The following is a 22,494-nucleotide window of genomic DNA, read 5'->3' as shown; positions in this document are numbered from 1 at the left end:
ATCAGGTCATTAACTGATTTATGAAGTTTGGGAAGATATGCAAAGGTAAAGAAGTAACAATTTAATGTTGTAAATCTAGAAAATTTATATAAATTAAGTAGTTATTAATTTTTTTCTATATTGCAAACATTAAATAAAATAAAGGAGGAGCTATGAATGTTTTGTCCAAAATGTGGAGATGAATTTAGAGAAGGTTTTGAGCGTTGTACTAAATGCAATGTTGATTTAGTAGAGACGTTAGCAGCTAAAATGGAAGATAAGGATAATGAGGACAATTTAAAATTTAAATTTATGGATTTCAAGGTGGAAGAATGGTTAAAAATGGGAGGAATAGTTTTCATTATTCTTGGAGTGTTACATGTTATTTTGACTACAGTAAGCAATTTTGTTTTACATGACAGAATGGCTTCTAATAATCAAAGTATGATTGTTATTATTTTAAGCGTACTTTTTTCTATACTTAATAAAACTATGTCTGGTCTTGTTTATTATGGAGTAGGAGAATTAATTAGTCTATTAAAGATGATGGTAAATTATGAGAATGAATAATTCTAAAGTTAAGAAATTAAATAGTATAGGCTTTTGGTTGATTTTGATTTGTATTATATTATTTACTGTAGCTTTAATTATAAATATTATAGCTTTGGTTTCAGCTAATAAATCTGAAGCAGCTATGTTTAATGATTATTTTTTAATTATGAAGATTGCATCTATTTTGATTGCGGCTAAACTTTTAATTTCTAGAATTTTAATATCTTTGTCTCTAATAGGAGCCTCACAATTAATCTTATTATGGTTAAATAAAAATAATAAATCAGTTTAGTGTTAGATCTTATTATTCTTATAAATCAGAAGCTAGCAATTACATTATATAATATGGATTTAGTAACATTAAGCTAGTTACTTAAAAGTGTATAAGAGGTAACTTATGAGATTTAACAGTTAGAATGTATATACTGATAGGTAATTGGAGTGTTACAAATCTCAAGATTTTAGCTGAAATTAATAGCATAAGGATAGTATTAAACTAGTTCTAAAAAATATATATGATACTAAAAATCTTGAATGTCTATATATTTAAATTATGGTTAAAGGATAATATAATATTGTACCATAAGAAGGAGGAATGAAAAATGGCAGTAATTCCATATGCATTATTTTTACTAATTATATTAGGAGTTATAATAGGCTTAATTGTTGTAAGTATTAGAAGTGGAGTTTCAGGTGTTAAGTTAATGCTTTTAGGAATAAATAGTACTTTATTTGGTGGAATAATAGCAGTAGATTCTAATTCTAATTTGGCTGGTATTGAATATTTGATAGTGCTTACAGGCTTGATTATCTCTATTGTTGCTTCTAGAAAGAAGGATTAAAAACTAAACATAGAGAAGCTGAACTAGTTAGCAATTAAAAAAATCACTACAGAACATATGTTTTGTAGTGATTTTCAAGTTAACTATAATCTCAACTAGTTAAATTCATAGAAATTTTTTGATATTTTATATTAATCATAAATTTTATTATCCATGGTATTCTTCAGCATCTTCTTTAGTTTCATGAACTGTTCCACGTGGGTGCTCAGGTGGAGCATAAATAGAGTATAATTTAAGTGGTACAGCACCTGTGTTGATCAAATTGTGCCACTTACCAGCAGGGATAAATATTGCATCATCATCATAGACTTCTGCTTGAAAATCTAACTGATTTTTCCTATTGCCCATCATAGTAATTCCTTGTCCTTGTTCAATACGTATGAATTGATCAACGTCTGGATGAATTTCTAAGCCTATTTCATCACCAACATCGATACTCATTAAGGTAAGTTGCAAATATTCTCCTGTCCATAAAGCGATACGGTAATAGTTATTTTGTTTAGTAGCTTCTTCAATATTAATTACAAAGGGGCATGGTCCATAATCTTTTAACTGAATAAGCTGTTTGGGGTAGCGTGGGTTGATTATATAACCATCATTCATCTTGATCCTTCCTTTCGTAGTTTTTTGATATTATATGTTATATCTTTAAGATAAGTTCTTAGATTTACAGAAAAGCTATCAATTCTAATCAGGTTTCATTAGGAAAAATAAGAGTGTGAATAGATATTTTAAATTGATCTTTATTTTACATAGTAGCAGATTAGATAAGTTTTAGTTGTGATCATCAACAGAAAGTTTTAGATAAGATTTTTTATCTATTATGTATTTTTAGAAGTGCAATTTCATTGTAATGGAGGATAAGAAGATATGTATAAGAAAATTATCATTAGAGAAAGTGAAATAGAGGGCTTAAAAAGTAAAGATAATAAAATGAAGATATTAATTGATTCTGTTGGAGAGGTAGATAGAGAATATATTGCTGATCCTTTTGTAGCTTTAGTCAATAGTATAGTATTTCAGCAGTTATCTTCTCAGGCTGCTACTACAATTTGGAATAAATTTAAGGATTATACTTCAGAGTTGGAGCCTAATAATATACTTCAGACAAGTGATGAGGGATTGAGAAATTGTGGGCTTTCAAAAAGAAAAATAACCTATATAAAAAACATTGCAGAGGCAGTTGAGAAAAATGAAATTGATTTTGACAGTTTTACTTTGATGTCAGATGAAGAGATTATAAAGAAACTTATTAAAATAAAAGGAATAGGAACTTGGACTGCTGAGATGTTTCTGATTTTTTCTTTAAATAGAAAGAATATTCTTAGTACTAATGATTTAGGGATTAGAAAAGGCTTACAATGGCTTTATGGTTTGAAAGAAAGTCCAAGCAAGAAGCAGTTTGAGAAGTTTAAGAGTAAATTTTCTCCTTATAATACTTTAGCCTCTTTTTATTTATGGGAGATAACTGCTAAGGGTTATCACCTTAAGTATGATGATATTGAAGAAGTTAATCTCAAAAATAATGTAGCATATTTTGATTCTCCAATTGGATTGTTGGAAATTCAGTCTGCTCAAGAAGAGATAATTAGCTTAGATTTTATTAAAGAAAGAAGATATGAAGAAAAATTAGATCCTCTATTACTAGAAAGTAAAAAACAATTACAGGCTTATTTTAATGGGGAAAGAAGAGAGTTTGATTTGCCACTAAGAATTAATGGGACTAGATTTCAGAATAAGGTCTGGAAAGAATTAATCAAAATTCCTTATGGAAGAACATCATCATATAAAGATATAGCAGTAGCGACAGGAAATGCTAATGCATATAGGGCAGTTGGCAATGCTAACAATAAGAATAATATAGCAATTATTATACCTTGCCATCGAGTAGTAGGAAGTACTGGTACAATTGGAGGATATGGAGCTGGAGTATGGCGTAAAGAATGGCTTTTAGAACATGAGAAAAATTTTTGTTAATGATCTATATTAGTTTGAGTAGAGATCCTATATCAGATTTTTTCTATTAAAATTTTAATATTTCTTATAAAAGAAAGGACAGTCCAAACCGTAAGTTTGGGAAAATTTAAATTTTAGAGAATTAAAAGAGTTAGTATATAACTTTAGCTATAAATCCATTATTTCAACAAATTATGAAGGGCTTTATGTTTAAATGATGAAAATAATCATAATAATATATCAAACTATTTTCTATCAATAGTAGGAGGTTTAGCAGTGAAGAAAACAATTGGAGTTATAGCTCATGTTGATGCAGGTAAAACTACATTTTCAGAAGGGCTTTTATACCATACAGATACAATTAGAGAACTTGGTAGAGTAGATCATCAGAATTCTTACCTTGATACTCATCAGATAGAAAAAGAGAGAGGGATTACGATATTTTCAGAACAGGCTGTGATGAAATATAAAGGAGATACTTATTATTTAATAGATACTCCAGGCCATGTAGATTTTTCTCCAGAGATGGAAAGAACCATTATGGTCATGGATTATGCTATTATTATTGTCAGTGCTGTAGAAGGGGTACAAGGTCATACAGAAACAGTCTGGGAATTACTAAAAAAGCATAAGATACCATCCTTCTTCTTTATTAATAAAACAGATAGAGTTGGGGCAGATGTAGATAGGGTAATAGAAGAAATTAGGGCTAATTTAACAGAAAATATCTGCCTTCTTTCTAATTCTTTAACACAAGAATTAGATGAAGAGATTATAGAGTTTATGGCTGAAAGAAATGATAAACTTTTGGAATTGTATCTTGGAGCTAATTATAGTAAGGAGATCTGGATTGCTCAGATGAAGAAGATGATTAAGGAAAATCAACTCTATTTATCTGCTAGTGGTTCAGCCTTGCATGACCAAGGAATTATTCAGTTTTTTGATAACTTTCATCAGTTAACAGAGACTAATTATAATGATCAAAGTCTTAAAGCCAGAATCTATAAGATAGGATATGATGATCAGAGGAATAGAATCTCATTTATGAAAATTTTAGGTGGAAGTATCGAAGTTAGAGATCAACTTAGCTACCTAGATGGTGAAGAGAAAATCAGTGAAAAGATTAGCCAGCTAAGAGTCTATAACGGAGAAAATTATCAAACAGTAGACTCAGCTGAGGCTGGTCAGCTAGTGGGAGTTATGGGATTATCTAAAACAAAGGCTGGAATGGGGATTGGTAAAGTTGATTCAGCACTGGCCTATAATATGATACCTACCTTAAGATCAAAGGTAATCTTTGATTCTTCAACTAATCTTAAAGAAGTATTAACAGCTTTTAATATACTAAATGATGAAGATCCTTCTTTACAGCTTAGCTGGGAAAAAGAGTTACAAGAAATTCAAATTAAGGTAATGGGCCCAATCCAACTAGAGATATTAAAAGAGGTTGTTAAGGATCGATTTGATCTTGAGGTTGAGTTTGGTGAACCTGGAATTATCTATAAAGAAACAATTAATGATCAGGTCTTTGGTTATGGCCATTTTGAACCTTTAAAACATTATGCCGAGGTTCATTTGAAGATCGAGTCAGGTGTACGAGATAGTGGAATAATCTTTGAAAATTTGGCCCATGTTGATGATTTGAGCCAGGGACATCAAAATCTAGTTGAACAGCATATTTTCGAAAAAGAACATAGAGGCTTACTTACTGGTAGTCCATTAACTGATTTGAAAATATCCTTAGTTACAGGAAGAGGTCATAATAAACATACTTCAGGGGGAGATTTTAGGGAGGCTACCTATAGGGCTTTACGACAGGGACTTGAAAAAGCTGATAAGATACTTCTTGAACCTTACTATGGTTTTAAGATAAAAGTAGGGTTAGATGATATGGGGAGGGTTTTAGCAGATATTCAAAAGGCTAGTGGTAGCTTTGAGCCTCCAGAGACTATAGAGGATAAGGTTATAATCAAAGGTAAAGCACCTGTAGCTACTTTTATGAATTATCCTACGGAATTGTTAGCTTTTACTAGTGGTAAGGGGATGATAAATCTAGTCTTTAGTGGTTATGATATCTGTCATAATCAAGAGGAAGTTATTGAGAGGATTAACTATGATAAAGATGCAGATGTGGAGTATAGTTCATCTTCTGTCTTTTGTGCCAAAGGTCAGGGATATGTAGTGCCCTGGTATGAAGCAGAAGAAAAGATGCACTGTGGTTAAGAAAAGTTTGGATTTGATAGAGAGGTTGACCATTCTTTTATAAAAATTAGTCAGAGAATGACCACTAACGATTTTTTAACTAAAAAAACTTTGGAATGAAAATAAGGAAGAGTTGTAAAAAACTAAAAGGAGATAATCAAAATGAAAGAATGCAGCTTGATTGAGACAGAAAGATTAGCAATACGTCATTTGTTAGTAGAAGATGTTTCAAAAATATTTTTAATGAGCCAAGAAGAAGGCATGAAGAAATGGCTACCAGATCAGGTATATGAGAATGAAGAAGTGGCACATGAGGTTGTTGAATTTTTAATATCACAATATTTAGAGAAAGCATCACCTGACAAAGCTCCATATGTACTAGGGGTTGTAATCAAAGAAATTAAAGAATTAATTGGTCATGTAGGTCTTAGCCCAATAGATGAAGGTGTTGAGATTGGTTATGCAATTGAAGAAAGATATCAAGGTAAAGGTTATGCTACAGAAGCAGTAAAAGCAATGAGTGCTTGGGCATTAAAAGAACTTGAGGTATCTAATATATGGGGGATCGTAGATATTAACAATACAATCTCAGCTAGGGTATTAGAGAAATCAGGGTATAGCTTTGTAAAAGATAGTGGAAATAAGAATAAGTATATGATTGAAGCTTAAAAAAGTTTTAAGTTTGCTTATAATCTATAGAGAAATATAACAAATACATGGCTTTGGAAAAGGGAAATAAAGGAACTTTTAGTAGGGTGAAAAATAGAAAGTGAGGTAGAAGTAATGGGTTTGGAAGGATTAATTGATCAGAGAGTACATGCTTATTATTGGGAGGAAGATTTAAATTGTGCTATTACAATCTTAAAAACACTAGGAGAAATATTTGAAGTTGAACTAAATTCTCAGATAATAGATTCTGCTAGTGGTATCCCAGGTGCTGGGAGGTTTGGAGGGCAATGTGGATTAGTAGGAGGAGCATTAATGTTTTTTGGTATTTTAGGGAAAAAGTCAAAAGTTTCTCAGCAAGAAATTAGAAGTCTGTGTTATGATTTTGCTGATAAATTTGAGAATACTTTGGGTAGTTTAGTGTGTAAAGAATTACGTCCAGAAGGTTTTAAGGCAGATAATCCACCACATTTGTGTGAGGATATAACAAAAAGAGCAGTAAAGCTTGCTACAAATTCCATAAGACATAATAGTAGTTTTAATTAAAGACTTTAATTTTATATAAGCTAGGAGATGAATTAAGATGTATTTAGTCAGTGCATGCTTAGCAGGGATTAATTGTAGATATAATGGAGGAAATAGTAAGAATCTATCTGTAAGTAAGTTAGTAAAAGAAGGCAAAGCTCTTCCAGTCTGTCCGGAAGTTTTAGGAGGTCTAAAGACTCCTAGATCTTCTTGTGAAATTATAATTGATGAAAGTAAGAATAAAAGGGTTATAAGCAAAGATGGGCGAGATTTTAGCAAAGAATTTATTGTTGGGGCAGAGAAGACCTTAGAGATTGCTCAGATTATTGGAGCTGAAGTAGCAATATTGCAGTCAAGAAGTCCTTCTTGTGGTTATGGATTAATATATGATGGAAACTTTAGTGGAGAGCTTATAAAAGGAAATGGCCTAACTGCTGATTTATTAATTAAAAATGATATAATTGTATATAGCGACACTTTAGCTACTAGCTTCTAGCTGTTCCTACGGGTTCGAAAATCATAAACCCTTCGTGATAAATCTGCTATTAGCTAAGACCTTATAAGCTAAAGGCTAGAAGCCAGCAGCTAGTGGCTAATAAAAACTGTCGTAATCTCTATCTATAACACCAGATTTAAATTTCATTCTAAAATTGGATGATTATAGAATATATCAATAGGCAAAAGGAATATATCTAGAATCTTAGTGGGGAGCGGAAGGATGCGTAATATCAATAAACATTATACTAAACTGAAATCAATTTCCAAAAATACAGGTCTTGTAGGTCCTTTATTCCCTCGTAAGTATAGTTTTTCTCCTTATTCTGCGTGCCAGCATGCTTGTAAATATTGTGATGGTAGGGCTGAAAAGTATTATGTAGAGGGAGATTTTGAAAAGGATATTGTAGTTAGAGAGAATATAGCTGAATTATTAGAAGAAGAATTAAGCAGAACAAGAGAGCTTGGGATTATATCAATAGGTTCAGGGGTAAGTGACCCTTATCAGCCTATAGAAGCAGAAGAAAAGCTTATGCAACAATCAGCAGAGGTTTTAGCTAAATACAATCTTCCTGTTAATATTATGACTAAATCAGCATTGGCTATGCGTGATATTGATATCTGGGAGAAGATTAATCTTAAGAATGGAGTTACTTTAATGGTATCTCTAACTTTTATAAATGATAATTTAAGGGGAATTTTTGAACCTGGAGCAAGTTCAGTAGAAGAACGGTTAGAGATGTTAAAGAAATTTAAAGAAAGAGGAATCTATGTTGGAGTTCTTGCTATGCCCTTTATTCCTTATATTTCTGATACTAAGAAGAATCTTATGAGTTTATTAAAGAAGTTAGAGGAGATTGGAGTTGATTTTATTATTCCAGGAGCATTAACTTTAAGACCTGGCAAGCAGAAAGATATATTTATGGATATTATCAAGAATAAATTTCCTCAACTATTGGGCAAATTCAAAAATCTTTATAGGGAGAATAGACAATCAGGAATTCCTATTTATTCTTATCGCCAGCAAGTGGACGAAAAAATAGATGAAATCTTTATGCAGTCTTCTATTTCTCTGCACCTGCCCCATTATCTTTATCGAAATCAGTTCCCTCTATATGATGAAATTTATATCTTATTAAATCATATGCAGGATTTATATTCTAAAAGAGGTATTGATATTTCAGCATTAGAAGATAGTTTAAAAAGATATAGTCAGTGGTTAATCAAAGAGAAGAAATCCTTTAATCGGAAGAGAAATTTAAATTATACAGCTCTAGAACAAAAACTGTTATTTTTAATTTATAGTGGAGAGTTAATTAAGTTAATTAAAAATAAGAAGATGAGTAAGTTTATTGAGGAGGTTGTGCTAGAAAGAAGAACTTTTGATTATATTAAATTAAAGTTAAAGTGATATTTAGGAGGGGCTAAAATTTTAACTATTAAATGTGCTAAATGTAAAGCTAAACTTATGAAATATAAGAAGATAGGGCAAGGAAGGGTTTTAAGATGTTGGGAGAATAAGATTAGACAGTTGTATGGAAGAATTGAAGATAATAATTTGTTTTGTAGAGATTGTAACAATCTAATAGGAGAAATTAAATCTAGAGGCCAAAGAAATTATGTTAAGATGAATAGAAATCAATTTACATATAGTGGAACTAAAATTAGTAAATAATTTAGCTTCAAATTTATCTTTAGTTGATTAAAAATAATGAAGTGGAAGTGTTAATGTGAAAGATATAAAATATAAGGATTATTATTGGCAGAATGACTTATTAAGACTACGAGCTATGCGCCCTGAAGATTGGGAAGAACATTACTATAATCTTTTTGATAGTAAAGCTAGACGATTATTACAATATGAATTAGAACTACCACCTACTATTAAAGATGCTAAAGCAATGACTGAAAAATTTGCATATTTTGATCCTGAATCAGGTAGATTAATGTTTACAATAGAATCTTTAGCCGGAGAGGTAGTAGGTGCTTTAAATCTGTGTGGAATAGATGAGAAAAATGGAACTTTTGGCATAGGAATTCAGGTAGGTAGAGATTATCGTGGCCAAGGTTATGGTACAGCAGCAATGAGAATTTTACTAAATTATGCCTTTAATGAACGAAGGTTAAATAAGTTTAATGTATCAGTTCTTGAAGGAAATATTGCTTCAGCAACAATGATGAAGAAACTTGGTTGTGTTCAAGAAGGAATTAGAAGAGAAACAGTATTTACTAATGGTAAGTATATGAATGAAATTTTATTTGGTTTAACACGGGAAGAATTTCTTGGCTAACATTTAGTTTCTACAAGATATTTTATAATTTATTAAGATTAGTGGATAAATTGTTCACTAATTGAATAGTCCTTTTAAATTTATCGATTTATGTTATAATATATAATGTTATAGTCTACGAATTGAGATGTATTATCAAAAGGAGGAATAATTATGGCAGAAGATAAGAGGTATCTAATCCGTACTTATGGTTGTCAAATGAATGAGCATGACTCAGAGAAGTTGGCAGGAGTATTAGAAGGAGAAGGATATCAAGCTACAGAAGAATTAGAAGAAGCTGATGTGATTATTTTAAATACATGTTGTGTGCGTGAAAATGCAGAGTTAAAGGTTTATGGCAAGGTTGGTCAACTTAAGAGGTTGAAGGAAGAGAATCCAGATTTAATCATCGGTATCTGTGGTTGTATGATGCAACAAGAGGAAGTTGTAAAAGAGATTAAGCAGAAATATCGCCATGTTGATATTGTTTTTGGAACACATAATATTCATCATTTTCCAGAGCTATTAGCACAAGCCAAAGAGCAAAACAATCCATTAGTCCAAGTTTGGGATGAAAATACAGAATTAATTCCAGATATGCCAGTTCAACGAACTGATGATCATCGAGCTTGGGTAACTATTATCTATGGATGTAATAATTTCTGTACTTATTGTATCGTACCTTATGTACGTGGTAGAGAGAAGAGCCGTCCATTAGATGATATAGTTAGAGAGGTTAAAAAGTTAGCTAATGATGGTGTAAAAGAAGTAACATTATTAGGACAAAATGTAAACTCATATGGTAATGATTTTGAGCAAGAGACTGATTTTGCTGATCTATTAACTGCTTTAAATGAGATCAAAGGATTAGCAAGAATTAGATTTATGACTTCTCACCCTAAAGATTGTAGTGATAGATTAATTGATGCAGTTGCTAATTTAGATAAGGTATGTAATCATTTTCATTTACCAGTACAAGCAGGGAGTAATAAAGTTTTAAGGGATATGAATAGAAATTATACTCGGGAAGAATATATTTCTTTAATTGAAAAGGTTAGAGCTAAAAATCCAGATGCATCTATCAGTACAGATGTAATTGTTGGATTCCCTGGAGAAACAGAAGAGGATTTTCAGGATACTTTAGATCTATTTGAACAGGTTAAATATGATATGGCTTATAATTTCATGTATTCTAAAAGAACAGGAACTCCTGCTGCTCAAAAAGAAGATCAAGTTCCAGAAGAGGTAAAGAAGGATCGTCTACAAAGATTAATTGAATTACAAAAGGGAATTAGTATGGAGAAAAATAAACCATATAAAGGTAAAACTGTGGAAGTATTGGTTGAAGGTGAAAGTAAGAATAATCCAGATACATTAACTGGAAGAACTACTGCTAATAAGATAGTTATCTTTGAAGGGGATAGTGATTTGACAGGTCAGCTAGTTAATGTTAAAATAAACAAGGTGCAGAGTTGGACGTTATATGGTAAAATAGTTGATTAAGACTTTGCAGGTACATAGATATTAAGGGGGATTTTAAATTATGTCAATTATGAAGAAAGCCCAAGAATTAGGTGAATCAATAGTAGAATCTACAGAATACAGTGAATTGAAAACTGCTGAGGAGACTATGCAAGCTGATGAATCAGCTCAAGCAATTTTGCAAGAGTTTCAAGCTAAGCAAAGAATGCTTCAAATGATGCAAATGAATGGACAAGAAGTAAATGATGAGACAAGAAATGAATTAGAAGCTTTACAAGCTAAAATGCAAGAGAATGAAAATATCAAGAATTTCATGGATGCTCAAAATAAATTCAATAAAGTAATGCAAACAGTTAATCAAGTGATCACTTCTGCATTATCTGGAGAGCAAGAAGATTGTGCTTCAGGTAATTGTGGTGGAGGATGTTGCTAAGTTAATCTTTATTAAAAAGCCCTTTAAGCTTTCAAGCTTAAAGGGCTTTTTTTATAGCTTATATATTTTTGATTTCAATAATAGAAAAAATCTTACCTAAAGCCAACTAAATGTGTGTTATTGATAAGTTTAAGATCTCCTTTATCTGCTACCAAAAATAATCAGAATAATATCACTTAAAAAGATAAATATATATTAGGAAGGTAGAAATTGATAAAACTAGAATTAAAGGATTAAGTATTTGAAAATATTATTTAGATATTATATTGACAGAATGGCAAATATATGTTATATTTTAAGAAATCATCACTTTAAAGGAGTAAAGTATTAAAGGAGGGTAAGCGAGTGATTAAATTACAAAGGCCAGAAGGAACTAGAGATTATTTGCCAGAGATGGCTACTAAAAAGAGGTATATAGAAGGAAGATTAGATAAGGTATTTAAAAGCTGGGGTTATGATGATATTATAACACCTACCTTTGAATTTTATGATATATTATCAGCAGGAACAGAGGGATTACAGACTAAGATGTATAAATTTTTTGATCGCAAAGGCCAAATTTTAGCTTTAAGACCTGAAATGACTGCATCAATTGCGAGGGTCGCAGCAACTAAACTAAAGGATGAGCCTTTACCATTGAGGTTAGCTTATCAAAGTAATGTTTTTAGATATGAAGCACCAAGAGCAGGGCAGTATAGGGAGTTCTATCAAGTTGGAATTGAACTATTAGGAGTATCAAGTCCAATGGGAGATGCTGAAGTTATTGCTATAGCAGCAAAATCATTAGCAGAATCAGGATTAAAGAACTTTAAAATTGATATTGGAGATGTAGACTATTTTGGTGGAATTATGAAGGCTGCTAAGTTGGATGAAGGATTGCAAGCTAAGATTAGAACTGCTTTAGCTGATAGAAATACGGTTAAGTTACAGGAATTGCTATTAGATACAGAACTTACAAAGAGGCAGAAAGAGGCTATATTATCAGCTCAAGAATTTCGTGGAGGATTAGAAGTTATAGTCAAGGCAAAAGATTTGGTAGATAATGAAGAATCTTTAGAAGCTTTAGTTAACTTGGAAGAAGTATATAAGAACTTAGAAATGATGGGTGTAGATGATTATATCTGTATAGATTTAAGTGTAGTTAGAAGTTTTGATTATTATACAGGAATAGTGTTTGAAGGCTATAGTAAAGACTTAGGATATACTATCTGTGGTGGAGGACGTTATGATAGTTTGGTAAGTAAATTTGGCTATTCTATTCCTGCTACAGGCTTTGCTATAGGAACTGATAGATTATTATTGTCATTAGAAAAGCAAGGTTATGAATTTGCTAAAGAAATAGATAGAACTTTACTTTTAATTGGTGCTAAATATAAAGAAGAGGGTTTCAAATTAGCAGATAAATTACGTAAAGAAGGAAGAGCAGTAGAGATTGAAATAGAAGGTAGAGAATTAAAAGAGATTATAGATTATGTAAATAGCAAAGATTTAAGCATAGAAGTTGTAGGAAGTGAAGAATTAAAGCAAAGACTAAGAGACATTAAAGTTGAGAGGAGAGAGCAATAATGAGTAAACTAACTATTGCTTTACCAAAAGGTAGGTTATTTACTCCAGTAGTTAATATCCTACAGCAAGCTGGAATAGTCAGTAGAGACTTTAGTGATGATTCTAGAAAATTGGTCTTAACTGATGAAGAGAATCAGATTGATATCATCTTATCAAAGGCTGTTGATGTACAAACTTATGTAGAGAATGGAGTTGCTGATATAGGGGTTGCTGGAAAAGATATTTTATTAGAAGCAGAGGCAAATATTTGTGAAATGTTAGATTTAGGAATAGGGGGCTGTAGGTTGGTTGTAGCCTTACCTGAAGACAGAGGAATCACTGACTTAAGTCAACTTCCACCAACTGGAAGGGTTGCTACCAAATATATAAATGTTGCCCAAAAATATTTTGATCAACAAGGGATTCAAATTGAAGTAGTAAAGTTGAATGGTTCAATAGAGTTAGCACCTATTATTGGATTGTCTGATATGATTGTAGATATAACTTCAACTGGAACTACGCTACGTGAGAATAATTTAATTGAGATTGCTGAAATAGCTAAGTCTTCGGCACGAGTAATTGTTAATCAAGTGAGTTATAAAGCTGAATATAGTAGAATTAAAGAGATAGTTGAGGGAATAAAGAGAGTGATTAGTGAGAAAAGCAGTAAGAAGTAATGGATGATAGTAAAGAGAGAATGAATAATTATTCTCATTAAAGTTTTTTCTCTTATCTTGTCACTAGTTACTAGTCACCGTTACTGAATTAAAAAAAGGAGGTTTAAAGATGTTAAAGATATTAAAGACCAGTGAAAAAGGGATAGAAGCAGAGTTAAATAAGGTTTTAAATCGTTCATCTTTTGATAATGAAGCTCAGGTACAGGCTGTACAAGAGATCTGGGATAATGTCAAATCTAGAGGCGATGAAGCAATCTTTGAATACACAGCTCGTTTTGATCAGGTAGACTTAAAAGATAGGGGCTTAGAAGTAAGTCAAGAGGAGATAGAAGAGGCTTATAAGCAAGTTGATGATGAATTTTTAAAAGCGATTAGAGTTTCGATTAAGAATGTAAGTGAATTTCACAATAAACAGCTACAAGAAAGTTGGATGGATGTAAAAGAAGATGGAGTAATTTTAGGGCAAAAGATTGAAGCTTTAGAGAGAGTAGGTATTTATGTACCAGGTGGCAGTGCTCCATTAGTATCTTCAGTAGTAATGAATGGTGCTCCAGCCAAGGTAGCGGGAGTTAAAGAGATTATTATGGTTACTCCACCAGCCAAGAATGGAGGAATTAATCCATACACCCTAGTAACAGCAGCAGAAGTTGGGGTAGATAAGATTTATAAAGTAGGTGGTGCTCAGGCAGTAGCAGGTTTAGCCTTAGGTACTGAAACTATAACTAAGGTTGATAAGATAGTTGGGCCAGGTAACATTTATGTAACTTTAGCTAAAAAGATGGCTTTTGGATATGTTGACATAGATATGTTAGCAGGGCCAAGTGAAGTATTAGTATTAGCAGATGAAAGTGCTAATACTCGTTTTGTGGCAGCAGATTTATTGTCACAGGCAGAGCATGATCCTATAGCTTCAAGTATTTTGGTAACTACTTCATTAGACTTAGCAAAGAAGGTCAATCAAGAGGTAGAGAAGCAGTTAGAAGAATTATCTAGAAAAGAAATTGCTAGTGAGTCTTTGAATAATTATGGGGCAATATTGCTTGCTAGAGATTTAGATGAAGCAATTGACTTAACTAACCGCTTTGCTCCAGAGCACTTAGAGGTAAAAGTAGATGATCCCTTTGCAATCTTAGGTAAGCTCAAGAATGCAGGAGCAATCTTTATGGGTGAATATGCTGCTGAACCAGTAGGAGATTATATAGCAGGACCTAATCATGTCTTACCAACTGGAGGTTCAGCTAGATTCTATTCCCCACTAAATATAGATGACTTTATGAAAAAATCAAGTATCATTTATTATACTAAAGCAGGCTTAGAGAAGGTAAAAGATGATGCAATTAAAATAGCAGAAGTAGAAGGCTTAGATGCTCATGCTAATAGTATTAAAGTAAGGTTTGAGGGCAGTAGTGATGAGTAAGCACTTAACTTGTTAGTTGTTACTCGTCACCCTGTCACTTGTTACTATATTTTAAAAGGAGGTCTAAAATGCGCCAAGTAACTATTGATCGTCAGACTAGTGAAACTGAGATTAGATTAAATATTAACTTAGATGGCAATGGAAAGTCTAATATAGATACTCCAGTACCTTTCTTAAACCATATGCTAGATCTATTTACTCGACATGGACTATTTGATTTAGAAATAGAGGCCAATGGTGATGTAGAGATTGATGATCATCATACTGTTGAAGATATCGGGATTGTATTAGGGCAAGCTATTAAGAAGGCTGTTGGGGATAAAGCAGGAATTAACCGTTATGGTAATGAGTTTGTTCCAATGGATGATGCTTTATTACATGTAGTCTTGGATTTAAGTGGAAGATATTATTTGAACTTTGAGGTAGAAGAGCTTAAAGAGAAGGTAGGAGATTTTGATACTGAGTTGGTAGAAGAGTTTTTTAGAGCGGTTGCCTTTAATGCTGGGTTGAATATACATATTAGAAAGTTAGCAGGCTATAATACCCATCATATTATTGAAGGAATCTTTAAATCTTTTGGAAGATCATTATCTAAAGCAGTTACTATTAATGATAGAATTACAGGGGTAATGTCAACTAAAGGAAAGCTATAAGAATTGAGAATTTAAAATGTATAATTGAAAATTAAAGTTCAAAGGCAAAGTAGTTCATAATTTAATCTTAGTATAAACTATGATAAAAATATTAATTTCTTTGCTTTATATTGTTAATGTATTAATTTTTAATTCTACATTCTCAATTATAAACTGAATTTAAGCGAGGTGATAAGATGATTAAGATTATAGATTATGGGATGGGCAATTTGAGGAGTGTACAAAAGAGCTTTGAAAAGGTTGGTTATCAAGCGCAAATAAGCAGTAATAAATATGAAATATTAAATGCTGATGGAATTGTTCTACCAGGGGTAGGTGCTTTCAAGGATGCTATGAAGAACCTTCAAGATTTAGATTTAATAGATCCTATCTATCAAGTTATTAATGAAGGAAAGCCTTTTTTAGGTGTTTGTTTAGGATTTCAGTTGTTATTTACCGAAAGTGAAGAGTTTGGACATAGCAAAGGCTTAGATATTATCTCAGGTTCAGTAAAGAAGTTTCCTAATAATTTAGGACTTAAAATTCCACATATAGGTTGGAATCAATTAAATATCAAACAAGATAATAAGCTTTACGAAGGATTAGACGATGGAGAGTTTCAATATTTTGTACATTCTTATTATGTCGAGACAGAAAATCAAGATGTAATAGGTGCCACAACTGATTATGGAATTGAGTTTGTATCAAGTATTGCTAAAGATAATATTTATGGGGCTCAATTTCATCCAGAGAAGAGTAGTGAAAAAGGCTTACAGATTCTTAAAAATTTCGGAAAAATAGTTGAAGAGCAGTAATTAGTAAGGAGTGACCAGTAACGAGTAAAAGATAAAGTAATAAGAATTTAATGTCTTGTACTAATAGAATTATAATTTTCTATAAATTGTTTTTATTATATAAGCTTTGATTACATATGATCCTATCAGCTAAAAGTCCGTGGCTAATCTTAAAAATAATCTAACTTTCCTTAAAAGGGGTTAAAATTATTTGAAATTTTAAGAGATGATTAGCAACAGGATTTAGTCTGTTGTGTTGTACCATAGAATTTAAAGTTCTACTAAAATTCTGGAACTATCCTAAGGATTGAACTTAACTCGTTACTGATTGCTCTGTCACTTATCACTGAATTTAAAGGAGGATTAAACATGGAAGTTATACCAGCGATAGATATACGGAATGGAAATTGTGTTCGTTTATATAAAGGGGACTTTGATCAAGAAACAGTTTATGGTGATCCAATTGAAATGGCTCGTTTATGGGAAAGTAAAGGTGCTAGTCGTTTGCATATTGTAGACTTAGATGGAGCTTTAGATGGTAAACCTACAAATCTAGAGCTAATCTCTAAAATAGTTGAAGAGGTTGAGATTCCAGTTCAGGTTGGTGGTGGAATTAGAACGATGGGGATTATTAGAAATTATCTAGAGGTAGGGGTAGATAGAGTAATTATTGGAACAGCGGCTATCGAAAATCCAGAATTGGTGGTAGAAGGAATCAAAGAGTTTGGTTCTGATAGAATTGTAGTAGGTATTGATGCTAAGAATAATTATGTAGCAACTGAAGGATGGCTAGAGACTTCTGATACTACGATTGTTGACTTAGGTAAAGCGATGAAGACTAAAGGTGTAGAGTGGGTTGTCTTTACCGATATTAGTAAAGATGGTACTTTAACAGGACCAAATATAGACAGTACTCAAAACTTAGCTAAAGAGACTGGGCTAAAGGTTATTGCTTCAGGGGGAGTATCCAAAATAGAGGATATTAAAAATTTAAAAGCAGTAGAAGAGGATGGGATTGTAGGAGTAATAACAGGAAAAGCAATTTATACAGATAGCTTAGATTTAGAAGAGGCTATTGAATTAGCTAATAGCTAAGATTATAATATAATTCTAACTCTTTTATAAAATTAGGGTTTAAGATGATCTTGAATTTGATTCGTGAAAATGAGTGTTAGTTGGTGGTAAAAAATAATTAAAAGATTAATTAACCACGAATGGTCACAAATATAGCACGAATAAAGATTAAAAGATTAATTTATAGAATTATTGTTTAAAAAGGTCTTGAATTAAATTCGTGTAAATTAGTGTTAATTTGTGGTAAGAAAAGATTAAAAGATTGTTTAACCACGGATGATCACGAATGAAATACGAATAAAGAGTAAAGGTTTAATTGATGGAGTTAGTATTAAAAGTTATTAGATTTAAATTAGTGAATAGCTGTGTAGATCTATGGCAAAAAAATATCTTTTGAGTTTGATGTAACTTTAGATTTGAGGGGGGATAGAATGTTAGCAAAGCGGATTATACCTTGTCTTGATGTTGATAAAGGTAGAGTGGTTAAAGGAGTAAATTTTGTCGATATTCGTGATGCAGGAGATCCTGTAGAGTTGGCTGCGTTTTATGATCGTGAAGGTGCTGATGAATTGATATTTTTAGATATTACAGCTTCCAGTGATAAACGAAAGACTATGGTTGATGTAGTAAAACGTACAGCAGAGAAAGTATTTATTCCTTTTACAATTGGTGGAGGAATTAGAACTACTGAGGATATGAGAGAATTATTAAAGGCAGGAGCAGATAAGGTATCTATTAATTCGGCAGCAGTTAAGAATCCTGAATTAATTAGGGAAGGTGCTCAAAAGTTTGGTAGTCAATGTATAGTTGTAGCAATAGATGCAAAGAGGAAAGAAGACTCCTGGGAAGTCTTTATCCATGGTGGGAGAAAGGCTACAGGAATTGATGTAGTTGACTGGGCTAAAAGAATAGAAGATTTAGGTGGAGGAGAGATTCTTCTAACCAGTATGGACGGAGATGGAACCAAAGATGGTTATGATAATGAATTAAATAATGCAGTTTCTAAAGCGGTAAATATTCCTGTAATTGCTTCTGGTGGTGCAGGAAATTTAGAACATATTAAAGAAGCATTTACTATAGGTAAAGCTGATGCTGCTTTAGCTGCATCCATTTTTCATTTTAAAGAGTATACTATTAAAGAAAGTAAAGAATATTTAAAGAAAGAGGGTGTGAATGTCAGATGTCTATAAGTAATTTGAAGTTTGATGAAAAAGGATTAATTCCAGCTATCATTCAAGATGCAGAAACTAAAGAGGTTCTAATGATGGCATATATGAATGAAGAGTCTCTGAGAAATACTATTCGTACAGGTAGAACATGTTTTTGGAGTAGAAGCCGCCAAGAATTATGGTGGAAAGGTGAAAGTTCTGGAAATATCCAAGAGGTTGAAGAGATAGATTATGACTGTGATGGAGATACATTATTATTAAAAGTAAAGCAAACTGGTGGGGCTTGTCATACAGGACATAAATCTTGTTTTTATCGTGGAATAAAACGTGAGAAGGAAGCAGAAAAGGTTTTTGATCCTGAAGAGGTTTATAAAAAAGCTTTAGATTGCGATATTTTAGATGAATTGTATGATGTTATCAAAGATAGAAGAAATAATCCAAAGGAAGGGTCCTATACTTCATCTTTGTATAACAAAGGTGAAAATGCCTTCTTAAAGAAGATTGGAGAAGAAGCTACTGAAGTTGTTATGGCTGCTAAGGAGAATGACTCTGGAGAAATTATTTATGAAGTAGCTGATCTGTTCTATCATTTATTAGTCATGATGGTTTACTATGATGTAAGCTTAAAAGATATTTTTAAAGAATTAGAGAGTAGAAGATAAAAAGATACCTTTGATAGGTATCTTTTTTTGTATTATTTAGAAATATTTAGATCGGAGAGATTTTTTTAATTAATTAAGAAGGAATTAATAAACAAAATCACGAATTATTAATTTAAGGATTTAGTATATAAAATCATTGAATATAAAATAAAATTTTAGTAAAAATTTTATTTTTACTAACTTATCCTATGAAAGGGGGAATTTTAATGGCCAATGAAACAGGACAAATAATTGTTTTTGATATAGGTACTGAAAAATTTGGAGTTAAGATTACAGAGGTACATGAAATTATTCGTATGAAAGAAATAACTGAACTTCCGATTGATTCTTCTTATATAGCGGGAATTATTAACTTAAGGGGAGATATTATTTCAGTTATTGATTTAAGGAAGAGATTTGCTCTTAAAGATATAAAAAAGACAGATGATACTAGAATAATTGTAGTAGAGTTTGAAGGACAGAATGTAGGTTTAATAGTAGATGCAGTATCTGAGGTTTTACATATTGATGAAAATAATATTGACACACCGCCTAAGAGTATGTCTGGGATTAAAAATGATTATATCAGAGGTATTATTAAAATAAATGAAGACATAGTGGTTCTTTTAGAATTGGATAATTTATTAAAATCTAAAGAAAAGATTGAATTAGATAATGATGTAAAGGTAGATAAAGGAGTTTAGGAAGGGGGAATTGTATTATGGATATGAATGATTTTCAAGAGTTGTATGCTAGTGAATCTAGAGAGCATTTGGACATCTTAAATGATTCATTATTAACTTTGGAGAATAATCCTGAAGATATGGAAATGATAAATGAATCTTTTAGAGCAGCTCATACTTTAAAAGGTATGGCTGGTACTATGGGCTTTGATAATGTTAGTGAATTAGCCCATGCTATGGAAAATGTACTAGACTTACTAAGAGATGAAAAATTAGTTGTAAATACGGAGGTTGTTAATTTACTATTTAGAGCCGTAGATATGTTGGAATTATTAAGTAACAACCCCGATGAAGTAGAGGGAATGGATGAATTAATTAGTGAATTGAAGTCTTATTCTCAAGATGATACAGTTGTTAATAATAATGAAACTGTTGTTAAAAGTGGTGGAGAATCAGAATTTAGTTTAAGCAAAGAAGAGTTAGAATTGATTACCCAAAATGAGGGTAATCCAATGATTATTAAAGTTAAATTAGAAGCAGACTGTGTATTTAAATCACTTAGAGCCGATATGATCTTTGAAGCGTTGGAAGAATATGGGGAATTAATTAAATCTAACCCAGAGATTGAAAAGATTAAAAATGAAGAGTTAAATGATATTTTTCATGTCTTATTTTTAAGTAGGGATGAAGAAGAGATTATCTATAATTCTATCAATACTATCTCTGAGGTTGAAGAAATAGAGATTAAAGTTGTTGAAGATATTAATTCTTTGTTAGAGAAAGAAGATAAAAAAGAAGAAAAGACTAAACAATCTTCTAAGAAGAACAGTTCTAAGAAGAAAAGAAAAGCTACTTCATTATCAAAAAGATTGAAGTCTAATAATACTATTCGAGTCGATGTAGAACGTTTAGATTCATTAATGAATTTAGTGGCAGAACTGGTTATTAAACGTACTCAAGTTGAATCAGTTGGTACAAGTTATAACTTAGATGAGCTAAATAAAAAATTAAAACCATTAAGTAAGGTAACTACAGAGTTGCAGAATGCTGTTATGGAAATGAGAATGGTTCCAATTAGTATAGTCTTTAATCGTTTTCCTAGGTTAGTACGTGATTTAGCTCAGGATTTAAATAAAGATATTAATTTAGTAATTGAAGGTGAAGAGACTGAATTAGATCGAACAATTATTGATGAAATCGGTGATCCTTTAGTTCATATGATAAGAAATTCTATTGATCATGGAGTTGAAAATCCTGATGAAAGAGAAAAAATAGGAAAGAGTAGACAGGGATTAGTTAAATTATCTGCTTTCCATGAAGGTAACAATGTTGTAATTCAGATTCAAGATGATGGGAAAGGTATTAACCCTGAGTTTATTAGAAATAAAGCTGTAGAAAAAGGAGTTGTAACTACAGAAGAGTTAGCTAATATGACCGATGATGAAGTTATTAATTTAATATTTGCTCCTGGATTTAGTACTAATGAAGAGGTTAGTGATGTATCAGGTAGAGGAGTAGGTATGGATGTTGTTAAGACTAAAATTGAATCTTTAAGTGGTTCGGTAGATATTAGTTCTGAAGTTGGAAAAGGTTCTATCTTTACTATTAAATTACCATTGACATTATCTATTATTCAAGGATTCTTAACAAAGGTTGCAAACCAAGAGTATGTAATACCTTTAGAATCAATCCAAGAGATTGTTGATGTAAATCCTGAAGAAATTCAAACTATTAGACAGGAAAGAGTTATTCATCGACGTGGTTCTGTAATTCCGTTGATTTCTTTACGCCAAAAGTTAAAGAAGGAACCACTAGAAGAAGAGAGATTAGAGATCCCTACAGTTATTGTAGAAGTAGGAAATGATAACTATGGTTTAATGGTTGATTCTATTATTGGACAGCAGGAAGTAGTAATTAAAAGAATTAATGATTTATCAGAGAACCTTCAAAAGATTGCCGGTGGAGCTATCTTAGGAGATGGTAGTATAGCTTTAATTGTTAATGTAGAAGAAATTACAACTGCTTAGGGGGGGGAACTGTCTTGTCGAAGTCTGTATTAATTGTTGATGATGCACAATTTATGAGAACAATGTTGGGTAAATTGATTGAAGAGAATGGTTATGAAGTAGCTGGACAAGCTATTAATGGAGAAGAAGCAATACAAAAGTATATGGATTTATCTCCTGATTTAGTAACTATGGATATAACAATGCCTAAAATGGATGGTGTAGAAGCTACTAAACAGATTATAGCTTATGATTCTGAAGCTAAGGTGGTTATGTGTAGTGCTATGGGGCAAAAACCTATGGTTGTAGAGTCGCTAAAGGCTGGAGCGAAAGACTTTATAGTAAAACCTATTAAGCCTAATAAAGTAAAGGATGCTTTGAAGAATATTCTAGGTTAACTTATCTGGAAATTACCAAAGCCTTCCTTGAAACCTGTAAGAAGGATTTTATAGTA

The 22,494-nt window shown here is 31.7% G+C and carries 25 protein-coding genes; 24 read left to right on the top strand and 1 reads right to left on the bottom strand.

Annotation, left to right across the window (positions count from 1 at the left end):
- Positions 1-156: 156 nt before the first annotated feature.
- The 3 genes from OREMA_RS0108130 to OREMA_RS0108120 all read left to right on the top strand — a co-directional run bounded on the left by OREMA_RS0108130 (position 157) and on the right by OREMA_RS0108120 (position 1,373).
- Positions 157-549 carry a zinc ribbon domain-containing protein gene (locus tag OREMA_RS0108130; RefSeq protein ID WP_018248775.1) on the top strand — a complete coding sequence of 131 codons (393 nt, stop codon included), beginning with the start codon at positions 157-159 and terminating at the stop codon, positions 547-549.
- On the top strand, positions 536-823 hold the full coding sequence (locus tag OREMA_RS0108125; RefSeq protein ID WP_018248774.1) for a hypothetical protein: 288 nt from the start codon (positions 536-538) through the stop codon (positions 821-823). The genes OREMA_RS0108130 and OREMA_RS0108125 overlap by 14 nt, the downstream gene beginning before the upstream one ends.
- A 310-nt stretch (positions 824-1,133) precedes the next feature.
- Positions 1,134-1,373 (top strand): hypothetical protein, encoded by a 240-nt coding sequence (locus OREMA_RS0108120; protein ID WP_018248773.1) that lies wholly within the window; start codon positions 1,134-1,136, stop codon positions 1,371-1,373.
- Positions 1,374-1,520: 147 nt separating this feature from the next.
- Here the strand turns inward: OREMA_RS0108120 and OREMA_RS0108115 are convergent, their stop codons facing one another.
- The gene (locus OREMA_RS0108115; RefSeq protein ID WP_018248772.1) at positions 1,521-1,976 is read right to left on the bottom strand and encodes a cupin domain-containing protein; all 456 of its coding nucleotides are present in this window, start codon (positions 1,974-1,976) and stop codon (positions 1,521-1,523) included.
- A gap of 267 nt (positions 1,977-2,243) precedes the next feature.
- On the opposite strand from OREMA_RS0108115, the gene OREMA_RS0108110 reads away from it, so the two are divergent.
- From OREMA_RS0108110 to OREMA_RS0108010, 21 genes are all read left to right on the top strand, one after another.
- Complete coding sequence (locus OREMA_RS0108110) at positions 2,244-3,350, top strand: methylated-DNA--[protein]-cysteine S-methyltransferase (protein WP_018248771.1); 1,107 nt, start codon at positions 2,244-2,246, stop codon at positions 3,348-3,350.
- Positions 3,351-3,605: 255 nt separating this feature from the next.
- Positions 3,606-5,552: an elongation factor G gene (locus OREMA_RS0108105; RefSeq protein WP_018248770.1), complete on the top strand. Its 1,947-nt coding sequence runs from the start codon at positions 3,606-3,608 to the stop codon at positions 5,550-5,552.
- A 141-nt stretch (positions 5,553-5,693) separates the two neighbouring features.
- The gene (locus OREMA_RS18325; protein ID WP_018248769.1) at positions 5,694-6,200 is read left to right on the top strand and encodes a GNAT family N-acetyltransferase; all 507 of its coding nucleotides are present in this window, start codon (positions 5,694-5,696) and stop codon (positions 6,198-6,200) included.
- 114 nt (positions 6,201-6,314) lie between these two features.
- Positions 6,315-6,743 carry a C-GCAxxG-C-C family protein gene (locus OREMA_RS0108095; RefSeq protein ID WP_018248768.1) on the top strand — a complete coding sequence of 143 codons (429 nt, stop codon included), beginning with the start codon at positions 6,315-6,317 and terminating at the stop codon, positions 6,741-6,743.
- Between the two features lie 37 nt (positions 6,744-6,780).
- The gene (locus OREMA_RS0108090) at positions 6,781-7,218 is read left to right on the top strand and encodes a DUF523 domain-containing protein (protein ID WP_018248767.1); all 438 of its coding nucleotides are present in this window, start codon (positions 6,781-6,783) and stop codon (positions 7,216-7,218) included.
- Between the two features lie 222 nt (positions 7,219-7,440).
- Positions 7,441-8,628 carry an SPL family radical SAM protein gene (locus OREMA_RS0108085; protein WP_018248766.1) on the top strand — a complete coding sequence of 396 codons (1,188 nt, stop codon included), beginning with the start codon at positions 7,441-7,443 and terminating at the stop codon, positions 8,626-8,628.
- Between the two features lie 57 nt (positions 8,629-8,685).
- Positions 8,686-8,892: a hypothetical protein gene (locus OREMA_RS0108080; RefSeq protein WP_018248765.1), complete on the top strand. Its 207-nt coding sequence runs from the start codon at positions 8,686-8,688 to the stop codon at positions 8,890-8,892.
- Between the two features lie 55 nt (positions 8,893-8,947).
- Positions 8,948-9,508, top strand: a complete 561-nt coding sequence (locus OREMA_RS0108075; protein ID WP_018248764.1) for a GNAT family N-acetyltransferase — start codon at positions 8,948-8,950, stop codon at positions 9,506-9,508.
- A gap of 153 nt (positions 9,509-9,661) precedes the next feature.
- Complete coding sequence (gene miaB, locus OREMA_RS0108070) at positions 9,662-10,990, top strand: tRNA (N6-isopentenyl adenosine(37)-C2)-methylthiotransferase MiaB (RefSeq protein ID WP_018248763.1); 1,329 nt, start codon at positions 9,662-9,664, stop codon at positions 10,988-10,990.
- A gap of 40 nt (positions 10,991-11,030) precedes the next feature.
- Positions 11,031-11,402 (top strand): YlbF family regulator, encoded by a 372-nt coding sequence (locus OREMA_RS0108065; protein WP_018248762.1) that lies wholly within the window; start codon positions 11,031-11,033, stop codon positions 11,400-11,402.
- Between the two features lie 345 nt (positions 11,403-11,747).
- Positions 11,748-12,968, top strand: coding sequence for an ATP phosphoribosyltransferase regulatory subunit (gene hisZ, locus OREMA_RS0108060; RefSeq protein ID WP_018248761.1), 1,221 nt, complete (start codon positions 11,748-11,750; stop codon positions 12,966-12,968).
- Positions 12,968-13,624, top strand: a complete 657-nt coding sequence (hisG, locus tag OREMA_RS0108055; protein WP_018248760.1) for an ATP phosphoribosyltransferase — start codon at positions 12,968-12,970, stop codon at positions 13,622-13,624. Before hisZ ends, hisG begins: the two co-directional genes overlap by 1 nt.
- A gap of 109 nt (positions 13,625-13,733) precedes the next feature.
- On the top strand, positions 13,734-15,041 hold the full coding sequence (hisD, locus tag OREMA_RS0108050) for a histidinol dehydrogenase (RefSeq protein WP_018248759.1): 1,308 nt from the start codon (positions 13,734-13,736) through the stop codon (positions 15,039-15,041).
- A gap of 68 nt (positions 15,042-15,109) precedes the next feature.
- Positions 15,110-15,694 carry an imidazoleglycerol-phosphate dehydratase HisB gene (hisB, locus tag OREMA_RS0108045; protein WP_018248758.1) on the top strand — a complete coding sequence of 195 codons (585 nt, stop codon included), beginning with the start codon at positions 15,110-15,112 and terminating at the stop codon, positions 15,692-15,694.
- Between the two features lie 176 nt (positions 15,695-15,870).
- Positions 15,871-16,488, top strand: a complete 618-nt coding sequence (gene hisH, locus OREMA_RS0108040) for an imidazole glycerol phosphate synthase subunit HisH (protein WP_018248757.1) — start codon at positions 15,871-15,873, stop codon at positions 16,486-16,488.
- Between the two features lie 348 nt (positions 16,489-16,836).
- A complete protein-coding gene (gene hisA / locus OREMA_RS0108035; RefSeq protein WP_018248756.1) occupies positions 16,837-17,562 on the top strand; it encodes a 1-(5-phosphoribosyl)-5-[(5-phosphoribosylamino)methylideneamino]imidazole-4-carboxamide isomerase in 726 nt (241 codons plus the stop codon).
- A gap of 410 nt (positions 17,563-17,972) precedes the next feature.
- The gene (gene hisF / locus OREMA_RS0108030; RefSeq protein WP_018248755.1) at positions 17,973-18,731 is read left to right on the top strand and encodes an imidazole glycerol phosphate synthase subunit HisF; all 759 of its coding nucleotides are present in this window, start codon (positions 17,973-17,975) and stop codon (positions 18,729-18,731) included.
- Complete coding sequence (gene hisIE, locus OREMA_RS0108025) at positions 18,722-19,372, top strand: bifunctional phosphoribosyl-AMP cyclohydrolase/phosphoribosyl-ATP diphosphatase HisIE (protein WP_018248754.1); 651 nt, start codon at positions 18,722-18,724, stop codon at positions 19,370-19,372. The genes hisF and hisIE overlap by 10 nt, the downstream gene beginning before the upstream one ends.
- A gap of 206 nt (positions 19,373-19,578) precedes the next feature.
- Complete coding sequence (locus OREMA_RS0108020) at positions 19,579-20,055, top strand: chemotaxis protein CheW (protein ID WP_018248753.1); 477 nt, start codon at positions 19,579-19,581, stop codon at positions 20,053-20,055.
- Between the two features lie 17 nt (positions 20,056-20,072).
- Positions 20,073-22,061: a chemotaxis protein CheA gene (locus OREMA_RS0108015; RefSeq protein ID WP_018248752.1), complete on the top strand. Its 1,989-nt coding sequence runs from the start codon at positions 20,073-20,075 to the stop codon at positions 22,059-22,061.
- A gap of 14 nt (positions 22,062-22,075) precedes the next feature.
- The gene (locus OREMA_RS0108010) at positions 22,076-22,438 is read left to right on the top strand and encodes a response regulator (RefSeq protein ID WP_018248751.1); all 363 of its coding nucleotides are present in this window, start codon (positions 22,076-22,078) and stop codon (positions 22,436-22,438) included.
- The last annotated feature ends 56 nt before the right edge of the window (positions 22,439-22,494 follow it).

This window comes from Orenia marismortui DSM 5156, from assembly GCF_000379025.1.
Taxonomy (GTDB): domain Bacteria; phylum Bacillota; class Halanaerobiia; order Halobacteroidales; family Halobacteroidaceae; genus Orenia; species Orenia marismortui.
Note: the sequence above shows the minus strand (reverse complement) of the source record. Positions and strands in the feature narration are given on the sequence as shown.